The sequence below is a fragment of the Streptomyces sp. NPDC101165 genome (assembly GCF_044768135.1).
In the GTDB taxonomy this organism is placed as follows: Bacteria; Actinomycetota; Actinomycetes; order Streptomycetales; family Streptomycetaceae; genus Streptomyces.
In genome coordinates, this window is the sequence record NZ_JBIWPG010000033.1 from 1 (window position 1) to 24,548 (window position 24,548).

A 24,548-nucleotide genomic window follows, 5' to 3' on the forward strand; every position below is an offset into this window, starting at 1 on the left:
CGACAGGGAGACATCCCCACACACCACCGCAACCGCATCCGGCGACACGGCAACCCGCCGCTCCACCAACTCCCCCACCGACACCGGCAACACCGGCACCCCGGTCTCATTCACCCCCCGCACCACCAACGCCTCGTGCTCCTCGGGGTCCAGCACCTGGACGGCGCCGACACGTGTCCGGGAATCGGCGGCCACCTGCCGTACGACTCGCTCGAAGCGTTCCGCGATCCGTTCGGCGGTGCCGTGGTCGAACAGGTCCGCGGCGTACTCGAGCCGGATCTGCGCGCCCCCGGTGGCGTCAGGGATGATGTTGAAGAACAGGTCGAACTTCGCCTGTCCGGTCGTCTGCGGCTCGAACTCCGCTCTCAGTCCGGACAGTCGCAGATCCGGCCAGGCGATCTGCCAGGCGCACATGACCTGGAAGAGCGGCTGGTAGGCAGTGGAACGCTCGGGGTTGAGCAGCTCCACCAGTCGCTCGAACGGGAGGTCCTGGTTGTCGTACGCACTCAGCGCCTTGCCGCGCACCCGCTCCAGGAGCTCCTCGAAACTCGGGTTCCCGGACAGATCGGCCCGCAGCACCCACGTGTTGACGAAGAACCCGACCAGATCGGACAGAGCCTCATCCGTACGACCGGCGATCGGCGCACCGATCGGGATGTCCTCACCGGCCCCCAACTGATGCAGCAACACGGCGAGAGCCGACTGCAGAACCATCGACGCCGTCGATCCGGTGCGCTGCGCGAGTTCCTCGACCGCCGACACGAGTTCGGGTGTGAGCGGGTGCTCGACGAGGCCGCCACGCCGGCCGGCCACGGGCGGTCGGGGTCGGTCGGTGGGCAGTTCCAACGGGGCGGGAACACCGCTGAGTTCGTCGCGCCAGTACGCGGTCTGCGCGGCCGCCACACTCTCCGGGTCAGACTCGTCGCCGAGCAGCTCGGACTGCCACACGGTGTAGTCGGCGTACTGCACCTCGAGGGGCTCCCACCCCGGTTCCCGTCCGTCGCGGCGCGCGGCGTACGCCGTGACGAGGTCGCGGGCGAAGGGTGCCGCGGACTCACCGTCGCAGACGATGTGATGGGCGACCAGGACGAGGGTGTGTTCCTCGGGCGTGACGCGCAGCAGCCGGGCGCGTACGGGAATCTCCGCGGCCAGGTCGAAGGCGTACGTCACGGCCTCGTGCACGGCCGTGTCGCGGGCTTCGCGCCCGACCTGGGTGACGGTGACGTCGAGCGCGACCTCGTGCGCGGGCAGCACACGCTGGAACGGCACCCCGTCCTCGTCCTCGACGAACACGGTCCGCAGACTCTCGTGCCGGACCACCACATCCCGTACCGCCGCAGCCAGCGCCTGTACGTCCAGCGAACCAGACAGCCGCAGGACGAACGGCACGTTGTACATGGCCGACGGGCCCTCGAACCGGTGAATGAACCACAGCCGACGCTGCGCGAACGACAACGGAATCATGTGACCTCTATTCCTCGGCCATCCAGCTGATGCGTACGGGAGCCCGCGGAGGCGGGTCGGCATCGACGACTCAATTGGTGTCCGGAACCGGCAATGCGGAAAGCACCATAGGCAGCGCGGAAGCCGAAGTGCAGCATTCTCGCGGTCGCATTGGGCCGTCGAGCCACCGCCACTGTTGGCCGGTAGCGTGAAGTTGTCCCGCCAGCGGGACAACTTCACGCCGGCGAGGGGGGCGTGGCGGGCGAGTGAGAGCTGTCAAGGCTTTCCCATCCCCAAGTCGCCGTGGCTGTAGGTGACTTGGGGTCACCATTGCCGAGGATTGCCCTAATGGGATTTCCCTTGCGATGCTTCGGCGCATGCTTGTGATGGTCGCGCCCGGACAGGGCGCCCAGATTCCCGGGTTCCTGAAATCCTGGCTGGAGGAGCCGGCATTCGCCGACCATATTCACTGGCTTTCGACGGTGTGTGGCATCGATTTGGAGCACTACGGAAGCGAGGCCGATGCCGACTCCATCAGGGACACCGCGATAGCGCAGCCGTTGATCGTGGGAACGGGACTGCTCGGCGCGCGGGCGCTCTTCTCGCGGTCGGCCGGCCGGCCCGCCCTGCTCGATGTCGCGGCCGGACACAGTCTCGGCGAGCTCACGGTCGCGGCGAGTGTCGGGATGCTCAGCGAGGAACAGACCATGGTGCTCGTCCGTGAACGCGGCAGGGCCATGGCCGCGACGGCGGCGAAGTCCAGGGCGGGCATGGTCGCCGTCCTCGGTGGGGACCCCGACGACGTACAGGCCACGATCGAGCGCCATGGCCTTGTCACCGTGAACGACAACGGGCCGGGGCAGGTGGTCGCCGCGGGTGCGCGGGAGGCCATCGCGCGGCTGGTCGCCGAGCCTCCCGCGGCGACCCGGATCCGTCCGCTGCAGATCGCGGGCGCCTTCCACACCCCGGAGGTCGAGCACGTGGCCGTGCGCCTCGGCCGCTGTGCCCGGGCGATCACGCCCCTGACGCCCCCTGCCCGGCTGCTGTCCAACCGGGACGGGGAGGTCGTGACGGACGGGCGGGAGATGCTGGACCGGATCGTGCGGCAGGTCAGTCTCCCGGTGCGGTGGGGCCTGTGCATGGAGACCATGACGCGGCTGGGTGTCACCGGTCTGCTGGAGCTGCCGCCTGCCAGCACCCTGACCCGGATCGCGCGGCGTGCGCTGCCGGACGTCGAGACCTTCGCCCTGAACACCCCCGACCAGCTCGACGACGCGCGTGTCTTCGTCGACAAACACAACACCGCCCCGGGGCCGGCGTGATCATGCGGGCCCGCACGGGTACCGGCCGTCCCGGGAACGCAACCCGCCTTCCTCACGATCGAAGGAGCGTCATCGTGTCCACCCATGAGGAAATCAGCTCGGAGTTCTCCCGGATCGTCCATGAGATCGCCGGGGTGCCACTCGACGACATCCAGCCCGGGAAGAACCTGGTGCACGACTTGGAGCTCGACTCGCTGTCGATGGTGGAGATCATGGTGGCGGCCGAGGAGACGTTCGGGGTGAAGATCCCCGACGAGGAACTGCACCGGCTTCCCACCGTCGAATTGGTGACCGCCTACATCGAGCGCGAGCAGGCGTGACCCTCATGGACACACGAGTGCTGGTCACCGGGCTCGGGGCCGTCACACCGCTGGGTGGCGATGTCGCGTCGACCTGGGAAGGACTGCTGGCCGGACGCTCCGCCGTCACGGCTCTGACGGATCCCGGGTACAAGGACTTTCCGAGCCGTCTGGGCGCGCCCGCAGCGGTCGATCCGGCGAAGTCGCTGTCTCCGAGCGCTGCCCGCAAGCTGGATCGGTGCGGGCAGTTCGCCGTGGTCGCGGCGCAGGAGGCCTGGCGTGACTCCGGGCTGGCCGGCCTCGCGGACACCGGTCGGGGGATGCCGGGCGAACGGCTCGCGGTGTCGGTCGGTTCCTGCATGGGCGGCATCGGCAGTCTGCTCCAGGCCTGGGACGCGCTGAAGGAGAAGGGCCCCCGGTACGTCTCACCGTTCACCCCGAGCAGGGCATTGCCCGACGCCGTCGCCTCCTGGGTGAGCCTCGGCCTGGGTGCCAAGGCGGCGGTCGAGACGCCGAACGCGGCCTGCGCGACGGGTAACGACGCGATCAGACGCGGCCGCGAGCTGATCATGTCGGGCAAGGCCGACGTGGTCGTGGCCGGCGGTGCCGACGCCCTGCTGCATCCCATCGGGCTGGCGTCCTTCGGCGCGATGCGGGCGCTGTCCTCCCGCAATGACGAACCGGGCCGGGCGGCACGGCCGTTCGGCAGGACACGGGACGGCTTCGTACTCGGTGAGGGCGCGGCCATGCTGGTGCTCGAGTCGGCCCGGCACGCGGCGGAGCGCGGGGCGCGGGTGTACGCGGAACTGGCCGGCGCCGGGTATTCCGCCGATGCGTACGACTTCGCGCTGCCCGATCCCACCGGTGCCGGGGAGGCGGCCGCGATACGTGAAGCGCTCTTTGTCGCGGGCATGGAGCCGAGTCAGATCGCCCACGTGAACGCGCACGCGGCCTCGACTCCGCAGGGCGACCTCATCGAGTCGGTCGCGATCCGTTCGGTGCTCGGCGCGCACACCGACGACGTCGTCGTCACCGCGCCGAAGTCCGCCATGGGGCATCTGATGGCCGGGGCGGGAGTCGTCGAATCGATCGCGACGGTCCTGGCGCTGCACCATCGTCTGGTGCCGCCCACCCTGAACCAGGACGACTACGACGACGAGATCCGCCTCGACGTGGCACGGGAGCCTCGCAAGCTGCCGGACGGCGAACTGGGCGCACTGAGCAACTCGTTCGGGTTGGGAGGACACAACGTGGTGACGGCGTTCCGGACGATCTGACGCGTCCACGCGAGTCCGGCGATCACGAGTACCGAGGGCGAAGGGCGAGCGCCCCGTCAAGGCGGAGAGCACGAAGACACGGAACCGGCCGCGGCGGATTCCTCGCGTAGGCCGGTCGACCAGGGCCGGGATAGGGCGTCACCGTCCGTCCCGGCCGTGCCATCGGGGCAGGTGTCGGGGTCAGAGGTCACACGGTTGGAGGCCGGAGGAACTCCGGACCATTCTCACGGTCTGCCGGCCCCGCTTCGACGACTCCAGCTCGTCCATGGCCGCGCGGAGCACTTCGGCCGCCCAGTCGTCCAGGCTCAGCCCGTGGGCCGTGGCAAGCTGCTCACAACGTGTCAACTGTTCGGGAGAGAGCCGGATCTCGATCGATCGGCTCGACCCCCGGGGAATCGCGATGCCTTCCAGCACGTCCGACCGGTCGCACCGCAGCCCGGCGTCTACAGCGGAGGCCTGCTCGTCGCGCGCCGGCAGGGCCCGCGCCTCGGCACCCTCCCGTTCGGCGAGGCTGGCTCGTATTTCCTTGCGCAACTGGTTGCGGGACCAGCCCTCTTGTTCGGCCCAGTGAAGCCAGTAGTCCTGCTCGGCCTGCCCCAAGGCGGCGACCTCCGCGTGGTGCGCGAAGCTGAGACCGGCCCGGCGGCGGGGAAGACCGAACCGGCGTGCGACCCAGGCGTAGTTGCGCAGGGTCTGGTAGCCCAGTCCCGTTCGTTCGATCACTTCTCGGTACCGTCCGGTGTAGGCGGTCTCGCCGTACAGCACCCAGTCGGCGAGCCACCAGGTCGACGAGTCGGTCAACGAGGCGAGTTCTGTCCCTATCTTTTCCCACACGGTGAGGGATAACTGTCCAGGAATTACCAGTCCGGTCTTTCGGAGCGCGACCGGACCGGTCACGTTGATCATCACTGGCTGGCCGGCGTTTGCTGTATTGTTTCTTTCCTTGGCCACGACAGTCCCCCGGTGCCGTAGGAGTTCTTCACTTCTATCCCGGAGCAAAGTGATCCGTTCTGCTTCGCGTAAGTGAGCCGTATCCCTTGAAACAAGGGCGCACCGCTCATGTCTCTTGGCGCCATACCCTTACATACCACTCCCCGGCTTCGCCACTGTCTCAACACAAACACCTGCGCGACGTCCTTCCGGCATCGCCGACACGCGCTGCGGCGCCCCTTAAAACGGGATCACCGCTGCCACCTGGGAAGACTCCCCTCTCGACGTAGACGCCGATGCTTCAAGCAACGACTGTTCATCTTTCTCCTATATGGAACATGGCCGAAACGGAACGCCCAGGGCGTCACCGGGACCAGAGCGCCCACATACCCGCCCACGCATACTCGCTGCTCAGGTGGCGTTGCCGCCACACCTTCACCTTTCGCACCGGCCGCGGTGACGACAGCGACGGTGTTACCGGCGCGTCGCGTTAAGAACGCGTCAGGACGGCCCCGTCGACCTTGCCATCCGTCCCCCAACCCCCTCGGCAGACCACGACGGCGAACCGAACACCCTTTATTGACTATTCCCATACGGGCTCGACTATCTTGCTTCCGACCTCGACGAGAGACAAATTGGAATCCGCGTGGCTCCCGCCAAATACGAGCCAGTCGCCGAAAGGACGTGACTCGGTTGTTCGTGCCCGGCCCTTACCGTGAACCGGACGCCTCGTGGGCGGTCGACCTGGTTCGCTCCTGCCCTTTGGCCGTTCTGATGACCAACGGCAGCAACAACGACGTCCCGTTTGCGACCCACCTGCCCCTCATCCTCGATCCGGAGACAACGGAGCACACGCCCGCCGATTTGACCGACACGACCCTGCTGGGTCACATGAACAGGGCCAATCCGCACTGGCGGTCGCTCGAGGACGGAATGCGGGTCCTGGCGGTATTCACCGGGGCCCATGCCTACGTCTCTCCGACCGTCTACGCGAAGACGCCGGCCGCCCCGACATGGAACTTCACTTCCGTGCATGTGCACGGCGTGTTGAGCAGGCTCGACCCCGAGGCTGCCGCGGAGCGGACCCTCGGGGTCGTCCAGTCCACCGTGCGCGCGTTCGAAGCCCGGTTCGGCGACAACTGGGACATGTCGAGCTCGGTGGACTACTTCCGTCAGATAGTTTCCGCTGTTGGCGCTTTTCGAATCGAAGTGGCTCGGGTCGACAGCATGTTCAAGCTCAGTCAGGAACAGAATCCGGAGATCTCCGACCGTGTGCAGCAGACCTTCGCGCGGAGCTCCTGCACGCGCCACCGCGACGTGGCCGAACTCATGAGCCGGCTGCCCCAGGTCGTGGGAACCGAGGAGTCCACCGGGGCCTGACGGCGGCAGGCCCGGCACGGCACCGGCACCTGTCCCGCCAGCGGGACATCCCGCCCTGCACGAAGGGTGGCCGACCGCGGGAGACGGCGCCCCGCGCCTCACTCACCGCCCTGTGCCTCACTCGCCGCCCCTGGCTTGTGAGGCGCTCGCCAAGAACCACCGAGAACCTCAGTTTCACCCGGTCCCGAATCTCGTCGGAAAGGTGAGTCCTCCGTGTCCGCAGTCATCGCCTCGTCCGCACAGGTGAGCATGTGGCTCGCACAGAAACTGGCTCCGAGCGTGTCGAACAATCTCGCCGCCGTCTGGGAGATCGACGGTGAGATCGACCCGGCCGTGATGGATTCCGCCTTCCGCGCGGTGCTCAGCCAGACCGGCACCGCCCTCGTGAACTTCCGCGAGGACACCGACGGGCTGCGCGTCGTACCCCGCGGGCTCGGCGACTGGAAGCCCTTCTACGACGACGTGCGCGGCACCGTCGATCCGGAGGCGGCAGCCCATGCGCTGATGGCCGAACACGTGGGCCGGCCCTTCGACCTGGAACACGACCTGCTCTATCGCATGGGCCTGATCAGGCTCGGTGACACGCGCTTCTTCCTCACGGTCATCGCCCACCACATCGTGACGGACGGTTTCGGTGTGGCAGCCGTGAGCAACCACCTCGCCCAGACCTACACCGCGCTCAAGCGCGGAACGCCGATGCCGGAATGGCCGGGTGCCGACCCGACACCCCTGTACGAGGAAGACGCCCGATATCGGGGATCCGAACGCTTCGCGCGGGACGCGCAGTTCTGGCGCGACTATCTGGCGGACGACCCGGAAGTGGTGCGACTGCCCAAGGGTCTCGGCACCGACACGCCCTCGTCGTCCCCCTCCGTATGGGCCGATGTGGCCGCCTCGGTCGGCGTACTGAACCGCACGGTCACCATCACGAGGCAGGAAGCCGAGCAGTGGGCACGCGCCGCCGACGCGGCCGGCATGACGATGTCGACGTTTCTGACGACGGCCGCCGCCGTGTTCTTCCGCCATGCCTGCGACCTGACGGAACCGGTCTTCTCCCTGGCCGTGAACAACCGCCGCGGACGGACCCGGCACATTCCCGGACTCATGGCCAACTTCGTTCCCCTGCGCGTCAAGGTGCCGCTGACGGCCGGCTTCGCCGACCTCGCCTCCACAGTGGCGACCGCGAAGTCCACCGTTCTGCGGCACTCCTTGCACCTCATATCGGACGTCAAGCGCGCCATGGGCCAGTCGGGCTCCGTCCGCAGCCCGCTCGGCGTCATCCTCAACTTCATCCAAGTACCCGCGAACGGACCGGACTTCGACGGGAGTGCGGCCTCCTTCGCGGGAGGCTCGTTCCCCACGCTGGACGAGCTGATGATCACCGTGATCGACGGCAGCAGCCTGGGCGGCGACCTGCAGATCCGCATCGACGCACCGTCCGCCGGGTATGCCGCCGCGGACGTCCAAGGTCTGTCCGACCGGTTCATCGCCCTGATGCGCACGGTGGCCGCAGAGCCGCGTGTCCGGGTGGGCGCTCTGGACGTGTGGCAGCCTGCCGCTCGCCGGTGGCAGCTGGAGAAGCTGAACGACACTACGGCGCCGATCCCGGACCTCACCCTCCCCGACCTCTACGAGCGGCAGACGGCCGCCACTCCCGACCGGTACGCGCTGGTCACCGGCGACACCGCGCTCACCTACCGGGAGTTGGACACCGCCGCCAACCGACTGGCACACGAACTGGTCCGGCGCGGGTCGGGCCCGGACACCACGGTCGCCCTGGCGCTGCCGCGCTCGCCCGAGCTCGTGGTGGCGACCCTCGCGGTGTTGAAGTCCGGTGCGGCCTACCTTCCCCTCGACCCGGACCACCCGGCCGAACGCCTGGAGTTCATCCTCCGCGAAGCGCGGGCGTCCCTGTTGCTCACCACCTCACAGATCGTGAGAGAGCTGCCCACCGTCGGCCCGCCCGTCGTGGTTCTGGACGATCCGGCCACACGATCAGCCGTGTCGGAACTCCCCGGTGAGGCACCGCCGGCCCGCCCGCGCCGTGCCGACCAGGCCGCCTACTGCATGTACACCTCAGGCTCGTCGGGAGTGCCGAAGGGCATCACAATCACCGACCGCGCCGTCGTCGGGCTGGCGCGGGACCGGAGGTGGGAGAGCGGCGCCCAGGACTGCGTCCTCCTGCACTCGCCCCACACCTTCGACGCCTCCACCTTCGAACTGTGGGTGCCCCTGCTCCGCGGCGGTCAGGTGGTCGTCGCCCCGCCACAGGGGCTGGACGCCGACATGCTGGCCGGCCTCGTGGCCGAGTACCGCATCACCTCGCTCTGGCTGACGGCCGGGCTCTTCGCCGCCATCGCCGAGGAACGTCCCGATTGCTTCGCCGGTGTACGCGAGGTCTGGGCCGGTGGCGACGTGGTACCGCCGTCCGCGGTCACCGACGTCCTGCGCGCATGCCCCGGCATCGCCGTCGTGAACGGCTACGGCCCCACGGAGACCACGACCTTCGCGACCTGCCATCGCGTCGACTCCACCGGCCAGGTCGCCGACGTTCTGCCGATCGGACGTCCCATGGACAACATGCGCACCTACGTCCTGGACAGCGCGCTGCGTCCGGTACCGCCACGTACCGTGGGCGAGCTGTATATCGCCGGCGTCGGACTGGCGCGCGGCTACCTGGGGCCGAAGCATCTGTCCGCGGAGCGGTTCGTGGCGGACCCGTTCGGTCCTGCGGGGCAGCGGATGTACCGCACCGGGGACTTGGCCCGGTGGGCGGCCGACGGCGTGCTGGAGTACGTCGGCCGTGCGGACACCCAGGTGAAGGTGCGTGGTTTCCGTATCGAGCCGGCCGAGGTGGAGGCGGTGCTGGCTTCCCATCCGGCTGTCGCGCAGGCGGTGGTGGTCGCCCGGGCGGGCCGCGGTGGGGGTAGGCGACTGGTCGCCTATGTCGTGACGACGGACTGCGTCGGCGGAGTCAACGACAGCGGTGAGCTGGAATTCGAGGCCCGTGCCGGTGTGTCGGTGGCGGAGCTGCGAGCGTTCGTGTCGGCGCGGTTGCCGGAGTTCATGGTGCCGTCCGCGTTCGTGATGCTGGAGCGGCTGCCACTGACCGCGAACGGCAAACTGGACCGGGCCGCCCTGCCCGAGCCGGAGTTCACCGCGACCCTCTACCGCGCTCCCTCGAATCCAGCCGAACGGGTTCTGGCCGAGGTCGTGGCGGAGGTGCTGGGTCTGGACCGGGTCGGCGTGGATGACGACTTCTTCGCTGTGGGCGGGGATTCGATCCGGTCGATCCAGGTGGTGGCGCGGGCGCGCCGGCAGGGATTCGAGGTCACCCCGCGGCAGATCTTCGAAGCGAGGACGGTGGCCGAACTGGCCCGGGTGGCCTCGACGGCCGGTGACGTGGTCCGGCTGGAGGAACTGGAGGGCGCTGGTGTCGGCTGGATGCCGTTGCCTCCGGCGGGCCGGTTCCTGCTGGAACAGGGCGATGCGTACGACCGGTTCGCGATGGCCGCGCTGCTGCAGCTGCCGGAGGGTATCGATGAGTCGGGTCTGACCGCGACGCTGGCCGCAGTGATCGACCATCACGATGTCCTGCGTTCCAGGCTGGTGCCGCAGGAGGGCTCCCTGGACGTGCAGCCCGCGGGAATGGTCCCGCTCACCGGTCTGATTCACCGGGTCGAATGTGACGGCTCGTGGGATGCGGCCTGGCAGGAGCGGGCGGGTGTGGAGCTGGATGCGGCGGCGGGCCGGCTGGATCCGCGGGGCGGGGTGATGGCGCAGTTCGTATGGTTCACCCCCACCGACGACACCCTTGCGGGGCGGCTGCTGGTGGTGCTGCACCATTTGGTGGTGGACGGGGTGTCCTGGCGGATCCTGGTCCCGGACCTGGCCGCGGCCTGGCAACAGACCCGCGCCGGCCGGCCGGTCGTCCTGGATCCGGTGGGCACCTCCATGCGCCGCTGGACCCACGCCCTGACACACCAAGCCACCACCGGCGGTCAGGCGGAACAACTGCCGATGTGGCGAGAGATCCTCGACGGCCCGGACCCGGTGCTGGGCAGGCGTCGCCCGGACCCGGCGGTGGACGTGATGGCCACCGTGGAGTCGGTGCGGATCACCCTCCCGGTCGAGACGACCCGGGCCCTGCTGACCGTGCTGCCGGCCGCCTTCCACGCCGGAGTCGACGACGGCCTGCTGACCGCACTCGCCCTGGCCGTGGCCCGATGGCGCGCCGAACGCGGCATGGCTGAGTCCTCGGTGCTGGTGCGGCTGGAGGGACACGGCAGAGAGCAGGACCTGGTGCCGGGTGCGGACCTGTCCCGCACCATGGGCTGGTTCACCAGCATGTTCCCCGTCCGTCTGGACGTGACCGGCTGCGACCTCGACGAAGCCTTCACCGGCAAAGCCGCCGCGGGCCTAGCCGTCAAACAGGTCAAGGAACAACTGCGCGCCATCCCGCACAAGGGCATCGGCTACGGCCTGCTACGCCACCTCAACCCCGAGACCGCCGAAGAGCTGGCCGGACTGTCGGATCCGCAGATCGGGTTCAACTACCTCGGTCACCTCTCCACCGCCGACATGCCCCAGCACCTGCGCGGTGAAGGCTTCACCCCCGTCCTGGGCGCCGGCGAACTCATCCCCACACCCGACCCGGACATGCCCGCGATGTCCGCGCTGGAGATCAACGCCCTGGTCACCGACACCGGCCACGGCCCCCAGCTGACCGCCCTGCTCTCCTACCCCACCGGGATCTGGGACCAGACGGACGTAGACGAACTCGCCCAGCACTGGCAGTCCGCCCTGAAGGCCCTCACCCGCCATGCCGCCACCCCCGGCGCCGGCGGCCTGACCCCCACCGACCTCCCCCTGCTCACCACCACCCAGACCGACATCGACACCTGGGAGAACACCTACCCCGGCCTGGCCGACGCCTGGCCGCTCACCCCGCTGCAGTCCGGTCTCCTCTTCCACGCCCTGCTCGCCGACGGCGCCTACGACGCCTACCACATGCAGATGGCCTTCCACCTGGCCGGACCAGTGGACCCACAACGCATGCACGCCGCCGGCCAGGCCCTCCTGGACCGCCACCCCAACCTGCGCGCCGCCTTCGCCCCCGACACCACCGGGAACCTCACCCAACTCATCCCCACCACAGTCGAACTGCCCTGGCAACTCCACGACCTACGACACCTGCCCGACCAGGAACGCGACACGGCCCTCGAACAGTTCCTCGCCGAGGACCGCACCGCCCACTTCCACCCGGAACGACCGCCCCTGCTCCGCCTGGCACTGGTCCGCCTGACGGACGACCGCAGCGAACTCGTCCTCACCGCCCACCACGTCCTCCTCGACGGCTGGTCCCTCCCCCTCCTCCTCAACGACCTGCTCCGCCTCTACACCACCAACGGCGACACCACCCCCCTGCCCCGTCCCCCCGCCTACCGCGACCACCTCACCTATCTCACCCACCGCGACCACAAAACCGCCGCCCACGCCTGGACCCAAGAACTGGCCGGCCTGAAGCAGCCCACACTGCTCGCTCCGAACGCCGAACCGTCCGCGGCCGGCACCGGCCTGGGCCAGCTCGGCATCGACGTGCCTGACGCCCGGGCCGTGGCCCGCTGCGCGGCCGAACTCGGCATCACCCTCAACACCCTCGTCCAGGGCACCTGGGCCATCCTTCTCTCCGCCCTCACAGGCCAGAACGACATCGTCTTCGGCGCCACCGTCTCCGGACGCCCCGCCGACCTCCCCGACGCCGACCACATGATCGGCCTCTTCATCAACACCCTCCCCGTCCGCGTCGACTGCACCCCCGCACAGACCCCCGCCGACCTCCTCACCACCCTCCAGAACCGGCAGGCCGCCCTCCTCGACCACCACCACTACCCCCTCACCGCCATCCAACAGAACACCGGGATGAGCACCCCCCTCTTCGACACCCTCATCGCCTTCGAGTCCTACCCCATCGACCGCACCACCCTCACCGACACCGCAACCACCGCTCACCTGGAGGTCACGGGGATCCGCCCCTACTCGGGCTCCCACTACCCCCTCACCCTCACCGCCACCACCAGCCCGGACCTGCACCTGACTCTCCAGTACCGGCAGGACCTCATCGACCCCGCCACCGCCGGACACATCGCCACGCACTGTGCCCGCATCCTCAAACACGTGACCGACAGCCCTCACCGCGCCCTTGACGGCATTCCGACGCCCCCGCCCGGAGAACACCAGGCACTGAGGGACCTGCGGGCAGCCCAGCGGGACAGGGGACCGACGTCCAAGCCCGTCAAGAAGCCCTACCGTGCTCCCCGTTCGGCGCAGGAGAAGGCCCTCACGGAACTGTTCGCCGAGATGTTCGGAGTCGGCCGGGTCGGCATTGACGACGACTTCTTCGCCATGGGCGGGAATTCGCTGCTGGCGATCAAGCTGGTCGCCCGGATCCGTGGCCTGCTCGGTGTGGAGGTTCCGATCCGGACGCTCTTCGAGTGCACCACGGTCGCCCAACTGGCGGCGCGCACCGATCAGTCCGCCAGATCCCGTCGGCCCAGTCTGCACGAGGTGGCCAAGGAACGCAGACAGCGCAACTGATCGCGCCCGGAACACGCACAGCAGTCTTCACCAGTCACAGGATGGGATTCGCCATGTACGACGTCATCGTTGTGGGCGCGCGGTGTGCGGGAGCTCCGACAGCCATGCTGCTGGCCCGCGCCGGATACCGCGTCCTCCTCCTGGAGAAGGCGCGTTTCCCCAGGGACACGCTTTCCTCGCACTACATCCACCAGCCGGGCATCGCACTTCTCGACCGCTGGGGACTGCTCGACGCCCTGCGGGCGACCGACGTCCAGCCCATCGACCGGGTCGTCTATCACGTCGGTGATGTGCGGCTCCAGGGTTGCTCGCTGCCGGTGGACGGCCACCGCACGGCATACGCGCCCCGGCGCTTCGTGCTCGACCCCATCCTCGCCGACGGCGCGGTGGCCGCTGGGGGGGAGCTCCGGCAGGGCTGCCAGGTCACCAGCCTCCTCTTCGAGAACGACCGGGTGACCGGCGTCGCCTACAGGACGGCCGAAGGGCACGAACACGTCGAACGCGCCCGGCTGGTGGTGGGCGCGGACGGCATGCGTTCGCTCGTGGCGCGGCTCGTGGAGGCGCGAACGCTCGTCGAGGACCCGCCGCTGACGTGCACGTACTACAGCTACTGGGACGGACTGCCCGCGGACTTCGAGCTGTACGACAGACCGGGCCGCTGGGTCGGCGTCATTCCGACGAACGACAAGCGCACGCTGGTCATGGCCTACTTCCCCCAGTCGGAGTTCGACTCCGTGCGCAGGGACGCCCAGTCCGCGTTCACCGAGAACGTCCGGACCACGGCACCGGAGCTGTACGAGCGCATGGCCGCGGCGCATCAGGCGGAGCGGCTGTACGGCACCGGTGAGCAGCTCAACTTCCTGCGTCAGGCGGCCGGTCCCGGCTGGGCTCTGGTCGGGGACGCCGCCCACCACAAGGATTCCATCGCGGCCCGCGGCATCATGGACGCCTTCCTCCAGGCCCAGCTCCTCGTGGACCGCATCGGCGACGTTCTGGCCGACCGGGAGCGTCTCGACGCCGCCCTGCGACGTTACGCCCGAGACCTCGACCTGCGGTTCATGGACTTCTACCGCAGCACGCTGACCGTGGCCGAACTGCGCGTCCCGGAGGCCCGGCTCGCCCTGTTCCGTGCGATCGCCGGCGACCAGGACCTGACAGACCGTTACTTCGCGACGCTCTCGGGCGCCATCGACGTCGACGAGTTCTACAACGCCGAGCTGTTCGAGAAGGTCGCTCAGGCAGGCTAGCCACGCCGGGACAGAGACGGGGAGCAGGGCAGGGCGGAGAACAACATGGCCTGGGCCCCGACCACATCCATGTGGTCGGGGCCCAGGCCACTCCCGTTCGGGCCACGCCCGTCGAGCGGCGTCAGGTCACGGCCCCCAGGCGCACGGGCAGTTGGACGAGTTGCCAGGTGAGCGGCAGCGGTACGCGGCGCAGGCGCTGGGCCGGTACGGCGAGGGTGAGCTCGGCAAAGCGCTGGAAGACGGCGACGAGGGCGACCTCGGCCTCCTCCCTCGCCAGGGCCGCTCCGAGGCAGTAGTGGAGGCCGTGGCCGAATCCGACGTGTGCCTCCTTGCGCCCGTCGGTCGACCGTTTGATGTCCAGGCGCTCCGGTTCGGCGAACCGGCGGGGATCGTGGTTGGCTGCGACGATCATGGGGATGACGGGCTCGCCGCGCCTGATCGTCTCGCCGTGGAACTCGATGTCCTCGATGGCGTACCGCATGCGCGGGGCTTGGATCGGGCTGCACCAGCGCATGAGCTCCTGCACGGCCTGGGGTGCCAGGGTCGGGTCGTCGCGCAGGAGGGCGAGCTGGTCGGGGTGGGTGAGCAGGGCGGCGGTGCCGTTGCCCAGCAGTCCGGCGGTGGTCTCGTGACCGGCCATGACGAGGGTCAGGACCATGGTGACCATCTCGTTGTCGGAGAGGCGGTCACCGTCCTCGTCCTGGACGCGTATCAGCCCGGTGAGCAGGTCCTCGTGAGGCTCGGCACGGCGGGCCTCGATGAGCGTCCGGACGTGGGCGACGGCCTCCTTGACGGCGACGCCGACCCGTTCGCTCTTCATCGAGACGAGCGCCCGGCTCCATTCACGCCACTTCGGGCGGTCCTCCTCGGGCACGCCGACCAGTTCACAGATGACGGTGATCGGCAGGAGGAAGTTGAAGTGCTCCTCAAGGTCCACGACTCCGTTCCTCGCCTTGTCAGGCAGGGCGTCGAGGAGGTCTCGGGTGATCTCCTCGACACGTGGCCGCAGTTCGGCGATCCGGCGGGGCGTGAAGGCGCGGGATACGAGCCTGCGGAGCCTGACATGCTCGGCCCCGTCGAAGTCCACCACGTTCCGAGTGACGAATTCGAGGTACTCCTCGGGCACTCCGGCCGCCTTCACCGCCTCGGCCCGCAGGTTCTTCACACCGGGCCCGGGCACGCCGGCCGGATCGTTGACGAAGCGTCGGTCACCCAGTACTGCCTGAACGTCGTCGAAACGCGTGACGAGCCAGATCGTCCCCGGTATGCCGGGAAGCACGGCTCGGGCCAGCGGTTTTTCCTCTCTGATCCGGGAGAATCCGCTGAACGGGTCTTTGATGAGCGCGGGATCCATCAGGTCATAACGATCGGTGGGCGGCGCCATGTCTCCTCCATCGACAGTCTCGCGCCGCCGACTCTAGATTCGCCGCGAGACGCGACGGAAGTTTTTGAAGCCCGGCACGGACGCGTGAGGCTCTCACACCGGTCTGGACCAATCTCGGTGCATCCCCTTGACACCGGGATTGGTCCATACCAACTTGGTTGGCGCACCCCCCACTCCCCTGCACACTCCCGAACACCCCATTCCCCACAGGGAGATCGCGTGCGCCACACACTCAGACGTTCCAGACGTCGGCTTCTCGCCCTCCTCGGCACCGCCGCCCTCGCGCTCGGCGGCGCCATCGCCCTCCCCGGCACCGCTCAGGCCGCCAACATCCTCACCAACCCCGGCTTCGAGTCGGGCAGCCTCTCCCCCTGGAGCTGCACCGGCAACCTCGGCTCGGTCGTCTCCTCCCCCGTGCACGCCGGTTCCAAGGCCCTGCAGGGCGCGGTGACTTCGAGCGACAACGCGCAGTGCAGCCAGACCGTCGCGGTCCAGCCGAACACGACGTACAGCCTCAGCGGGTGGGTCCGCGGCTCGTACGTGTACCTCGGCGTCAACGGCGGCGCCTCCACCTGGACGACGTCCCCGTCCGCGTACAGCCAGCTCAGTGTTTCGTTCACGACAGGTGCCTCGCAGACCAGCGCCACCATCTATGTGCACGGCTGGTACGCGCAGGGCACCTACTACGCCGACGACATCAGCCTGGACGGCCCGGGCGGCGGCGGAGGCGGCGGGGACACCCAGGCGCCGACCGCGCCCAGCGGGCTCGCCTCGACGGGCAAGACCTCGTCGAGCGTGTCGCTCAAGTGGAACGCCTCCTCGGACAACGTGGGCGTGACGGCGTACGACATCTACAGCGGCTCCAGTCAGGTGCTCAGCGTCTCCGGCACGTCCGCCACGGTCAGCGGGCTGTCGCCGAGCACGGCGTACACCTTCACGGTCAAGGCGCGGGACGCGGCCGGGAACACCTCCGCGGCCTCCAACTCCGTGTCCGTCACCACGGACGCGGGCAGCGGCGGAGGCAGCGGCTTCAAGCAGGCGGCGCCGTACCTGTACGAGGGCTGGGGCGATCCGCCGAGCCCGAGCACGGTGATGAGCGCGACCGGCATCAAGTGGTTCACGATGGCGTTCGTGCTGGACTCGGGCGGCTGCACCCCGGCCTGGGACGGCAGCCGTGCGCTGACCGGCGGTGTCGACCAGACCGCCATCAACCAGATCCGCTCGGCGGGCGGTGACATCGTCCCGTCGTTCGGCGGCTGGCAGGGCAGCAAGCTGGGCGCCAACTGCTCCTCGTCGAGCGCGCTCGCCGGGGCGATCCAGAAGGTGATCGACGCCTACTCGCTCAAGGCGATCGACATGGACATCGAGAACTCGGACGAGTTCGAGAACGAGGCCGTCCAGGCGAAGATCCTCACCGCCCTGAAGACGGTCAAGGCCAACAACCCCGGCCTGAAGACCATCGTCACCTTCGGCACCTCGACCACCGGCCCGACCTACTACGGCAACCGGCTCATCGAGCAGGCGCAGTCGCTCGGCGCCAACATCGACGTCTTCACCATCATGCCGTTCGACTTCGGCGGCGGCTCCGACATGTACGGCAACACGGTCAACGCGGCCGAGGGGCTGAAGAACAAGCTGAAGTCCACCTTCGGCTGGGACGACGCGACCGCCTACTCCCACATCGGCATCTCCGGCATGAACGGCCTGTCCGACCAGCAGGAGAACACCACCCCGGCGATCTGGACCCAGATCCGCGACTGGGCGAACTCGCACCACATCGCCCGGCTCGCCTACTGGGCGGTCAACCGCGACCGGCCGTGCCCCGGCGGTGGCGTGGTGAGCAACTGCTCCGGCATCAGCCAGAACACCTGGCAGTTCACCTCGATCACGGCCGGGTTCACCGGCTGAGCACGGCACCGGCACGACCGGAATCCCCCGGCTCCCGAGCCGGGGGATTTTTTTCCGCCCGGGGTGTATCAGACGGCGACCTGGCCGCTCTACATACAGGAACGGGAAACACGGGGGAGCAACGGGGGAAGCACCAACGGGGGAACGGGGGATCGGGTCGGTCGGTCGCGGTCACGGGGAGCGACCGGCCGACCCGATGCACATGTCCCGGGGCGCAAGCGGGTGCACCGCCGTCAGAAGCGGCCCGCTCCCCGGTAGAACTCCAGCTCACCGTCGAGTTCCACCGCGAGCACCGTGGCGTGCAGGTCGAGGTCGGCCGGCGCGGGCGGCTCGATCCACAGCACCCCGGGCGTCTCGTGCAGACCGCCGGTGACCCGGTGGGCCAGCTCCCTGCCGCTGCCGAGCACGCTGACCCGGCGCACCTTGCCGAGCAGCCCGCGTACGTTGATCTCGGCGCGCGGGGCGTCGAAGAGCACCGGATACAGGGTGCGGCGATCCTGGGACAGGGTGCTCGGGCCGTAGTGGTGCCCGGCGGGCAGCCCCCGCACAGTCCCGTACACCGCCTCCGCGTGTCTGCGGATCCAGTCGCCGAGCCCCTCCAGGCGTTCGGCCTGCTCGGCCGGGATCGTTCCGTCCTCCCGCGGGCCGACGTCGAGCAGCAGGTTGCCCCCGCCGCCGATGGTCTCCGTGAAGTACCGGATCAGCTGGTCGACCGACTTGTGGTTGTGGTCGTGGTGCTGGAAGCCCCAGGAGTCGTTGATCGTCAGGCACAGCTCCCAGGGCCCGTCCGGCGGAACCACCGGGGCACCCTGCTCGGGCGTGGCATAGTCGCCCTCACCGAGCATGCGGGCGTTGAAGACGACGTCCGGGTTGTACGAGCGGATCAGCGCGGCGAGTTCGGGGATGCGCCACTGCTCCTCACTGCGGTCCCACTCGCCGTCGAACCACATCAGGTCGGGCCGGTAGCGGGAGGCCAACTCCGTGATCTGGCCGTCCCGGTAGGCGAGGAACCGCTCCCAGGCCGCCAGGTCCTCGAACTCGGCCGCGACCTCGGAGTACCGGTTGTCCTCCTGCTCCGGCGGCCGGCCCGGTCTGCGCGTGGAGGCGTAGTCGGGGTGGCTCCAGTCGGAGTGGGAGTAGTAGAGGCCGACCTTCAGTCCCCGTTCGCGCAGGGCCTCGGCGTACGGTCCGATGAGGTCGCGGCCCAGGCCGAGGTCGCCGTACGCGGTGTCCCACAGGGCGACGCCGTCGTGGTGCCGGCTGGTCAGCACGGCGTACCGGGCGCCCGCGCGGGCGAACAGGGCCGCCCAGTCGCGTGGTTCGTAGCGCGCGGCGGTGAACCGGCCGAGCTGGGACATGTACCGGTCGTACGGCACGATGTCGTCGTAGAACGACCAGGACTCCTGGACGCCGTCGACCGCGTAGACGCCCCAGTGGACGAAGATCCCCAACTTGGCGTCGGTGAACCAGGGTTGCACGGCCATCGGTCAGCCCACCTCGGCGCGCCGCAGCCGCAGGGTCAGGATCTGGAAGGGCCGCAGGGCGACGGAGACCCCGCCGTCGTCCCGCACGACGGCGTCCTCCAGGGGCCGCTCCAGCAGGTCGGTGACCTGGGCACCTGCGAGCGGGAATCCGGTGCGCAGCACACCGCTCGCCCGCCCGCCCCGGGACTCGTAGAGCCGTACGACCACGTCACCGGAGCGGTCGTCGGCGAGCTTGACCGCCTCGACCGTCACGCCCTCGCCGGCCACCGAGACGACCGGCTCCGGCGCGCCCGCCGCGTCCGTCACCCGCAGCGGGAGGTTGAGCGCGTAGCCCTCGGCGACCGCGTCCGCGATGTCCGCGCCGGGCAGCAGGGAGTAGGTGAACCGGTGCCGGCCCTGGTCGGCGCCGGGGTCCGGGACGCGCGGGGCGCGCACCAGGCTCAGGCTGACCGTGGTGGTCGTGCCTCCCCCGGCCTCCGGCCGGGGGGACCCCCATTTCGCTTCGCTCGCCTCACGGACCGTGCGGGAGACGTCGTGCCCGTACGTCGAGTCGTTGAGGACCGCGACGCCGTAGCCGGGCTCGGCGATGTGCACCCAGCGATGGCCGGAGACCTCGAAACGGGCCGCCTCCCAGCTGGTGTTGGTGTGGGTGGGGCGCTGGACGTGGCCGAACTGGATCTCGGCCGAGGAGTGCGGGGCCCGGACGTCCACCGGGAAGGCCGCCTTGAGGATCTTCTCGGTCTCGTGCCAGTCGATGTCCGTCTCGATGTCGATCCGCGGGCTGCCCGCGCGCACGGTGAGGGTCTGGGTGATCGTCGAACCCTTGCCGAAGGAGCGCGTGACGCGGATCGCGCCGACGAGCGGGCCGTCCTCGACCACGGTGACGGAGTCGGCGTCCAGGAGGTCCGTGTACCGGTTCTTGTAGTGCTTGTCGATGTCCCAGGCGTCCCAGTAGTTGGGCAGGTCGGTGTGGAGGCGCAGGAGGTTGCCCCGCTCGGCGAGGACCTCGCGGTCCGCCCGCAGGTCGTACACGGACGACAGAGTTCCGTCTTCCGCCACCTCCACCCGGACCAGACCGTTGTCGAGGACACCGCCGCCGACCGTGACCGGCCGCGGGGGCTCCGCATCCGTGAGGGGTGCGCTGCCGTTCGCGGGCACGCGCACGTACGCCGGCGCTCCCCCGGAGGTGCGGACCACCTCGGCACGGTCGTAGGGGCTGGTGTTGAACACACGTGTCCCGCCGGCGCCGAACGCGGCCACCGCCGCGGCGGTCAGCTCCTCCAAATCCCCCGCGACACGGGCGTACTCGGCCTCCGCCTCGCGGTGCACCCAGGCGATGGACGAGCCGGGCAGGATGTCGTGGAACTGGTGCAGCAGGACCGTCTTCCAGAGGCGGTCGAGCTTCTCGTACGGGTAGGTGTAGCCCGGCGCGTGCAGCGCGGCCGTCGTCGCCCACAACTCGGCCTCGCGCAGCCGGTGTTCGCTGCGCCGGTTGCCCTGCTTGGTGCGGGCCTGGGAGGTGTAGGTGGCGCGGTGCAGCTCCAGGTACAGCTCGCCCACCCAGACCGGGGCGTCCGGGTACTCGGCGCGGGCCTTCGCGAAGAACGCGTCGGGGTGTTCGATCTCGACCTTCGGGGAGCCCTCCAGGTCGCGCAGCCGCCGGGCCCGCTCCATGATCTCGCGGGTGGGGCCGCCACCGCCGTCGCCCCAGCCGAAGGGGGCCAGGGAGCGCGTGGCGCCGCCCTTCTCGCTGTAGTTGCGGACCGCGCGGGCCATCTCCTCGCCGCTGAAGCGGGCGTTGTAGGTGTCGATGGGCGGGAAGTGGGTGAAGATGCGGGTGCCGTCGATGCCCTCCCACCAGAAGGTGTGGTGGGGGAACTTGTTGGTCTGGTTCCAGGAGATCTTCTGGGTCAGGAACCAGTCGTTGCCGGCGAGCCTGGCCAGCTGCGGGTAGGCGGCGGTGTAGCCGAAGGAGTCGGGCAGCCACACGCCCTTGGTCTCGACGCCGAAGTGCTCGATGAAGAAGCGCTTGCCGTGGACGAGCTGGCGGGCGAGGGCCTCGCCGCCGGGCAGGTTGCCGTCGGCCTCCACCCACATGCCGCCGACCGGCGCCCACTGGCCCTTCTTGACGGACTCCTGGATGCGGGCCCACACCTGCGGGTAGTTGTCGCGCACCCACTCGTACTGCTGGGCCTGCGAGCAGGCGAAGACGAACTCCTCGTACTCGTCGGCCAGGGAGGTCACGTTGGAGAAGGTGCGGGACGTCTTGCGCTTGGTCTCGCGGATCGGCCACAGCCAGGCCGAGTCGATGTGGGCGTGGCCGACCCCGGAGATGAGGTGTGCGCTGGCGTTCGCGGGCTTGGCCAGGGCCGGCTTCAGTGCCTCGCGCACGGCGGCCGCCGAGCCGGAGACGTCGTCCAGGTCGAGGAGGTCCATGGCCCGGTCGAGGGCGTGCATGATCTCGTGCCGGCGCGGGTCGTGCTCGCCCAGCTGCAGCATCAGTTCGCGCAGCACCTGGATGTCGAGGTCGAGGTGCCAGACCTCCTCGTCGAGGACGGCGATGTCGGCGCGGCGGAAGGTGTACAGCGGACGGTCGCCCGCCGTCAGCACATCGCCGAGCGGGGTCGGGCCCGCGAAGTCATGGGCGAGGATGTCCGGGTTCGAGGCCGCCTCGACCAGGTAGTCCACCGCCTCACCGCCCGCCGCCGGGTTGGCGATCGGCACGTACTGGTTGAGCGGGTTGACCGCCTTCAGCGGCGTCCCGTTCGTCAGGTGGACCAGCGCCTCGGCCTGGTTGCCGGGCCAGTCGCCGACGAAGCCGAGGTCGATGACGGCCTCGACGCGCCGGCCCGCGAACCCGGCGGGCACCCGGCCGCGCATCCGGAACCAGGTCGTGCCCCAGGGCGGTCCCCACGGGGTGTCCATCGCGAAGGGCTCGTACGGCGCGGCCGCGGCCTCCTCGAAGGAGACCGGCTCTCCCGGGGCCTGCCAGGACTCCACCTCGAAGGGAACGGCGTCCGCGTGGATCGCGGGCTTGATGCGCTGGTTGTGGAGTCGCTCTACGCGCTCCTCGATCCGACGGCGTTCATCGTGCATGGCAGTCTCCAGGAAGCGAGGAGGGAAAGCGCTTACTCAAGATACGCCAGGCCCGGATGGACCTGGGTGTAGCCCTCGACCAGCCTGCGGGCCACGTTCACGGAGTCGACCAACGGGTGCAGCGCGAAGGCCTTCACGGCCGTGGCGCGCGAACCGGACTCGGCGGCGGCGAGCACCTCGCGCTCGACCGCCTTGACCGCGCACACCAGACCGGTGGCGTGGCCGGGCAGCGGATCGACGGCGACCGGGTGGGCCCCGTTGGCGTCGACCAGGCACGGCACCTCGATGACGGCGTCCGGGTCGAGGACCGACAGGGTGCCCTGGTTGCGGACGTTGAGGATCAGGGTCGTGCGCTCGTCCCGGGCGATGGCCCGCATCAGGGCGAGAGCCACCTTCTCGTAGCCGCCGGAGAGGTCGTCGGCGTCGCGCTCGCCGGCGCCGGCCGTCTCCCGGGCCTCGGCCATGTAGGTCGCCTCGCGTTCGGCGCGGGTGCGGCCCCAGGCGGCGAGGGCCGAGACGTCCGCGCGCCGGGCCTCCTCGTAGAACCGCGCCTGCTGGTCGCGCAGGAAGGCACCGCGGGTCTGCTCGGCCTGCTGGTAGGCGCGTACGGCCTCGCGGTTGAAGTAGTAGTAGTGCAGGTACTCGTTGGGGATCGCGCCGAGGGACCGCAGCCAGTCGGCCCCGAACAGCTTGCCCTCCTCGAAGGAGCCGAGCAGGCCGGGGTCGGCGAGCAGGCGCGGGAGTTCGTCGCGGCCCGCGATGCGCAGGCCGCGCACCCAGCCGAGGTGATTGAGGCCGACGTAGTCGATCCACGCCTCGTTCGGGTGCGCGCCGAGGACCCGGGCGATCCGGCGGCCGAGGCCGACCGGTGAGTCACAGATGCCGATGACCCGGTCGCCGAGGTGGCGGGACATGGCCTCGGTGACCAGTCCCGCCGGGTTGGTGAAGTTGATGACCCAGGCGTCGGGCGCCAGGCGGGCCACCCGTCGCGCGATGTCGACGGCGACCGGGACCGTCCGCAGGCCGTAGGCGATCCCGCCGGCTCCGACCGTCTCCTGGCCGAGCACGCCCTCCGCGAGAGCCACCCGCTCGTCGTTCGCCCTGCCCTCCAGGCCGCCGACGCGGATCGCGGAGAAGACGAAGTCGGCGCCGCGCAGGGCCTCGTCGAGGTCGGTGGTGGCGGTCACGCGGGGGGCGTCGGCGACGGCCGACGCCTGTTCCTCCAGCACCCGGGCGACCGCGTGCAGCCGGCTGTCGTCCAGATCGTGCAGGACGACCTCGGTGACCCGCCCCTCGGCGCGGTCCGTCAGCAGCGCCCCGTACACGAGCGGCACCCGGAATCCGCCGCCGCCCAGAATCGTCAGCTTCACGTGTGCACCCTTCCCGCCAGGACCACTTCGACGCCCGCCTCCTCCAGTGCGGAGCGGGTCACCGCGTCGACCGGCGCGTTCGTCACCACCACGTCCAGGTCCTCGGGACCGCAGACCCTCGCCATCCCCGTACCCGGGAACTTCGCCGCGTCGGCGAGCAGCACGACCCGGTCACCGGCCTTGATCATGGCGCGCTTGACCGGCACCTCGACGACCGTCGTGTCCATCACCTGCCCGCCCGGGCGCACTCCGCTGGTGCCGAGGAAGAGCCAGTCGGCGTGCAGTTGGCGCAGGTTGTCCTCGGTGAGGAAGCCGACCAGGGAGCGGTACTCGCGGCGGACCATGCCGCCGAGCAGCACCAGTTCGATGCCCTCGTCGTCGGCCAGCTCCTCGTAGACCACCAGGTTGCTGGTGATCACGGTGAGCCGGCGACCGTGCAGCTGGCGGGCGAGCCGGTAGGCGGTGGTGCCGATGTCGAGCAGCACCGACTGACCGTCCTCGACCATCGCCGCCGCGCACGCCGCTATGGCGTCCTTCTCGGCCACGCGCACCTCGGCGACCTCGGCGAAGGGCTGGTCGCCCTCCTCCGCGACCGCGCCGCCGTGGACCCGGGTGAGCAGGCCGTCCTCCTCGAGTTTGACCAGGTCGCGCCTGATCGTGGCGGGGCTGACGCCCAGCTGTTCGGAGAGGTCGGTCACGGCCGCGGGCCCGCCGGAGCGCAGGGCTCGCAGGATGAGTTGGTGTCGTCGTTCTGCCAGCACGCCATGAACACTACTCGTCATCTTCAATCAAATCCATGCTCACTTCTGCT

Annotated in this window: 14 protein-coding genes; 7 read left to right on the forward strand and 7 right to left on the reverse strand. The window is 69.6% G+C overall.

The window, feature by feature from the left end:
- A partial coding sequence (locus tag ACIRVH_RS43200; protein WP_403965584.1) for a condensation domain-containing protein occupies nt 1-1,464 on the reverse strand: 1,464 nt, incomplete at its 3' end.
- Between the two features lie 356 nt (nt 1,465-1,820).
- On the opposite strand from ACIRVH_RS43200, the gene ACIRVH_RS43205 reads away from it, so the two are divergent.
- The 3 genes from ACIRVH_RS43205 (at nt 1,821) to ACIRVH_RS43215 (ending at nt 4,341) form a co-directional block, all read left to right on the forward strand.
- On the forward strand, nt 1,821-2,765 hold the full coding sequence (locus ACIRVH_RS43205) for an ACP S-malonyltransferase (RefSeq protein WP_403965586.1): 945 nt from the start codon (nt 1,821-1,823) through the stop codon (nt 2,763-2,765).
- A 71-nt stretch (nt 2,766-2,836) separates the two neighbouring features.
- Nucleotides 2,837-3,085, forward strand: a complete 249-nt coding sequence (locus ACIRVH_RS43210) for an acyl carrier protein (RefSeq protein WP_403965715.1) — start codon at nt 2,837-2,839, stop codon at nt 3,083-3,085.
- Nucleotides 3,082-4,341 carry a beta-ketoacyl-[acyl-carrier-protein] synthase family protein gene (locus ACIRVH_RS43215; protein ID WP_403965588.1) on the forward strand — a complete coding sequence of 420 codons (1,260 nt, stop codon included), beginning with the start codon at nt 3,082-3,084 and terminating at the stop codon, nt 4,339-4,341. Before ACIRVH_RS43210 ends, ACIRVH_RS43215 begins: the two co-directional genes overlap by 4 nt.
- 180 nt (nt 4,342-4,521) lie before the next feature.
- Here the strand turns inward: ACIRVH_RS43215 and ACIRVH_RS43220 are convergent, their stop codons facing one another.
- Nucleotides 4,522-5,292: an LmbU family transcriptional regulator gene (locus tag ACIRVH_RS43220; RefSeq protein WP_403965590.1), complete on the reverse strand. Its 771-nt coding sequence runs from the start codon at nt 5,290-5,292 to the stop codon at nt 4,522-4,524.
- Nucleotides 5,293-5,970: 678 nt separating this feature from the next.
- Between ACIRVH_RS43220 and ACIRVH_RS43225 the strand changes: the two genes are divergently transcribed.
- From ACIRVH_RS43225 to ACIRVH_RS43235, 3 genes are all read left to right on the forward strand, one after another.
- Nucleotides 5,971-6,651: an FMN-binding negative transcriptional regulator gene (locus tag ACIRVH_RS43225; RefSeq protein WP_403965717.1), complete on the forward strand. Its 681-nt coding sequence runs from the start codon at nt 5,971-5,973 to the stop codon at nt 6,649-6,651.
- Between the two features lie 213 nt (nt 6,652-6,864).
- Complete coding sequence (locus tag ACIRVH_RS43230; RefSeq protein ID WP_403965592.1) at nt 6,865-13,248, forward strand: amino acid adenylation domain-containing protein; 6,384 nt, start codon at nt 6,865-6,867, stop codon at nt 13,246-13,248.
- A 53-nt stretch (nt 13,249-13,301) separates the two neighbouring features.
- Nucleotides 13,302-14,495, forward strand: coding sequence for an NAD(P)/FAD-dependent oxidoreductase (locus ACIRVH_RS43235; RefSeq protein WP_403965719.1), 1,194 nt, complete (start codon nt 13,302-13,304; stop codon nt 14,493-14,495).
- Nucleotides 14,496-14,616: 121 nt separating this feature from the next.
- Here the strand turns inward: ACIRVH_RS43235 and ACIRVH_RS43240 are convergent, their stop codons facing one another.
- Nucleotides 14,617-15,879 carry a cytochrome P450 gene (locus tag ACIRVH_RS43240; RefSeq protein WP_403965594.1) on the reverse strand — a complete coding sequence of 421 codons (1,263 nt, stop codon included), beginning with the start codon at nt 15,877-15,879 and terminating at the stop codon, nt 14,617-14,619.
- A gap of 219 nt (nt 15,880-16,098) precedes the next feature.
- Here ACIRVH_RS43240 and ACIRVH_RS43245 point away from each other — a divergent pair, with 219 nt between their 5' ends.
- The gene (locus ACIRVH_RS43245; protein WP_403965596.1) at nt 16,099-17,787 is read left to right on the forward strand and encodes a carbohydrate binding domain-containing protein; all 1,689 of its coding nucleotides are present in this window, start codon (nt 16,099-16,101) and stop codon (nt 17,785-17,787) included.
- Nucleotides 17,788-18,020: 233 nt separating this feature from the next.
- On the opposite strand, the gene ACIRVH_RS43250 is transcribed toward ACIRVH_RS43245, so the two are convergent.
- From ACIRVH_RS43250 to ACIRVH_RS43265, 4 genes are read right to left on the reverse strand one after another with little or no spacing between them, the layout of a single operon-like run.
- Nucleotides 18,021-19,271: an alpha-L-fucosidase gene (locus tag ACIRVH_RS43250; protein ID WP_403965597.1), complete on the reverse strand. Its 1,251-nt coding sequence runs from the start codon at nt 19,269-19,271 to the stop codon at nt 18,021-18,023.
- Nucleotides 19,272-19,274: 3 nt separating this feature from the next.
- Entirely contained in the window at nt 19,275-22,367 is a 3,093-nt protein-coding gene (locus tag ACIRVH_RS43255; protein WP_403965599.1) for a glycoside hydrolase family 38 C-terminal domain-containing protein, read from the reverse strand.
- Nucleotides 22,368-22,399: 32 nt separating this feature from the next.
- Nucleotides 22,400-23,737, reverse strand: coding sequence for a 6-phospho-beta-glucosidase (locus ACIRVH_RS43260; RefSeq protein WP_403965601.1), 1,338 nt, complete (start codon nt 23,735-23,737; stop codon nt 22,400-22,402).
- Nucleotides 23,734-24,498, reverse strand: a complete 765-nt coding sequence (locus ACIRVH_RS43265; RefSeq protein ID WP_403965602.1) for a DeoR/GlpR family DNA-binding transcription regulator — start codon at nt 24,496-24,498, stop codon at nt 23,734-23,736. The genes ACIRVH_RS43260 and ACIRVH_RS43265 overlap by 4 nt, the downstream gene beginning before the upstream one ends.
- Nucleotides 24,499-24,548 lie beyond the last annotated feature (50 nt).

Coding starts and splice junctions, on each gene's coding strand:
- ACIRVH_RS43235 (WP_403965719.1), top strand. CDS start 13,302: ATGTACGACGTCATCGTTGTGGGCGCGCGGTGTGCGGGAGCTCCGACA.
- ACIRVH_RS43250 (WP_403965597.1), bottom strand. CDS start 19,271: ATGGCCGTGCAACCCTGGTTCACCGACGCCAAGTTGGGGATCTTCGTC.
- ACIRVH_RS43255 (WP_403965599.1), bottom strand. CDS start 22,367: ATGCACGATGAACGCCGTCGGATCGAGGAGCGCGTAGAGCGACTCCAC.
- ACIRVH_RS43205 (WP_403965586.1), top strand. CDS start 1,821: ATGCTTGTGATGGTCGCGCCCGGACAGGGCGCCCAGATTCCCGGGTTC.
- ACIRVH_RS43240 (WP_403965594.1), bottom strand. CDS start 15,879: ATGGCGCCGCCCACCGATCGTTATGACCTGATGGATCCCGCGCTCATC.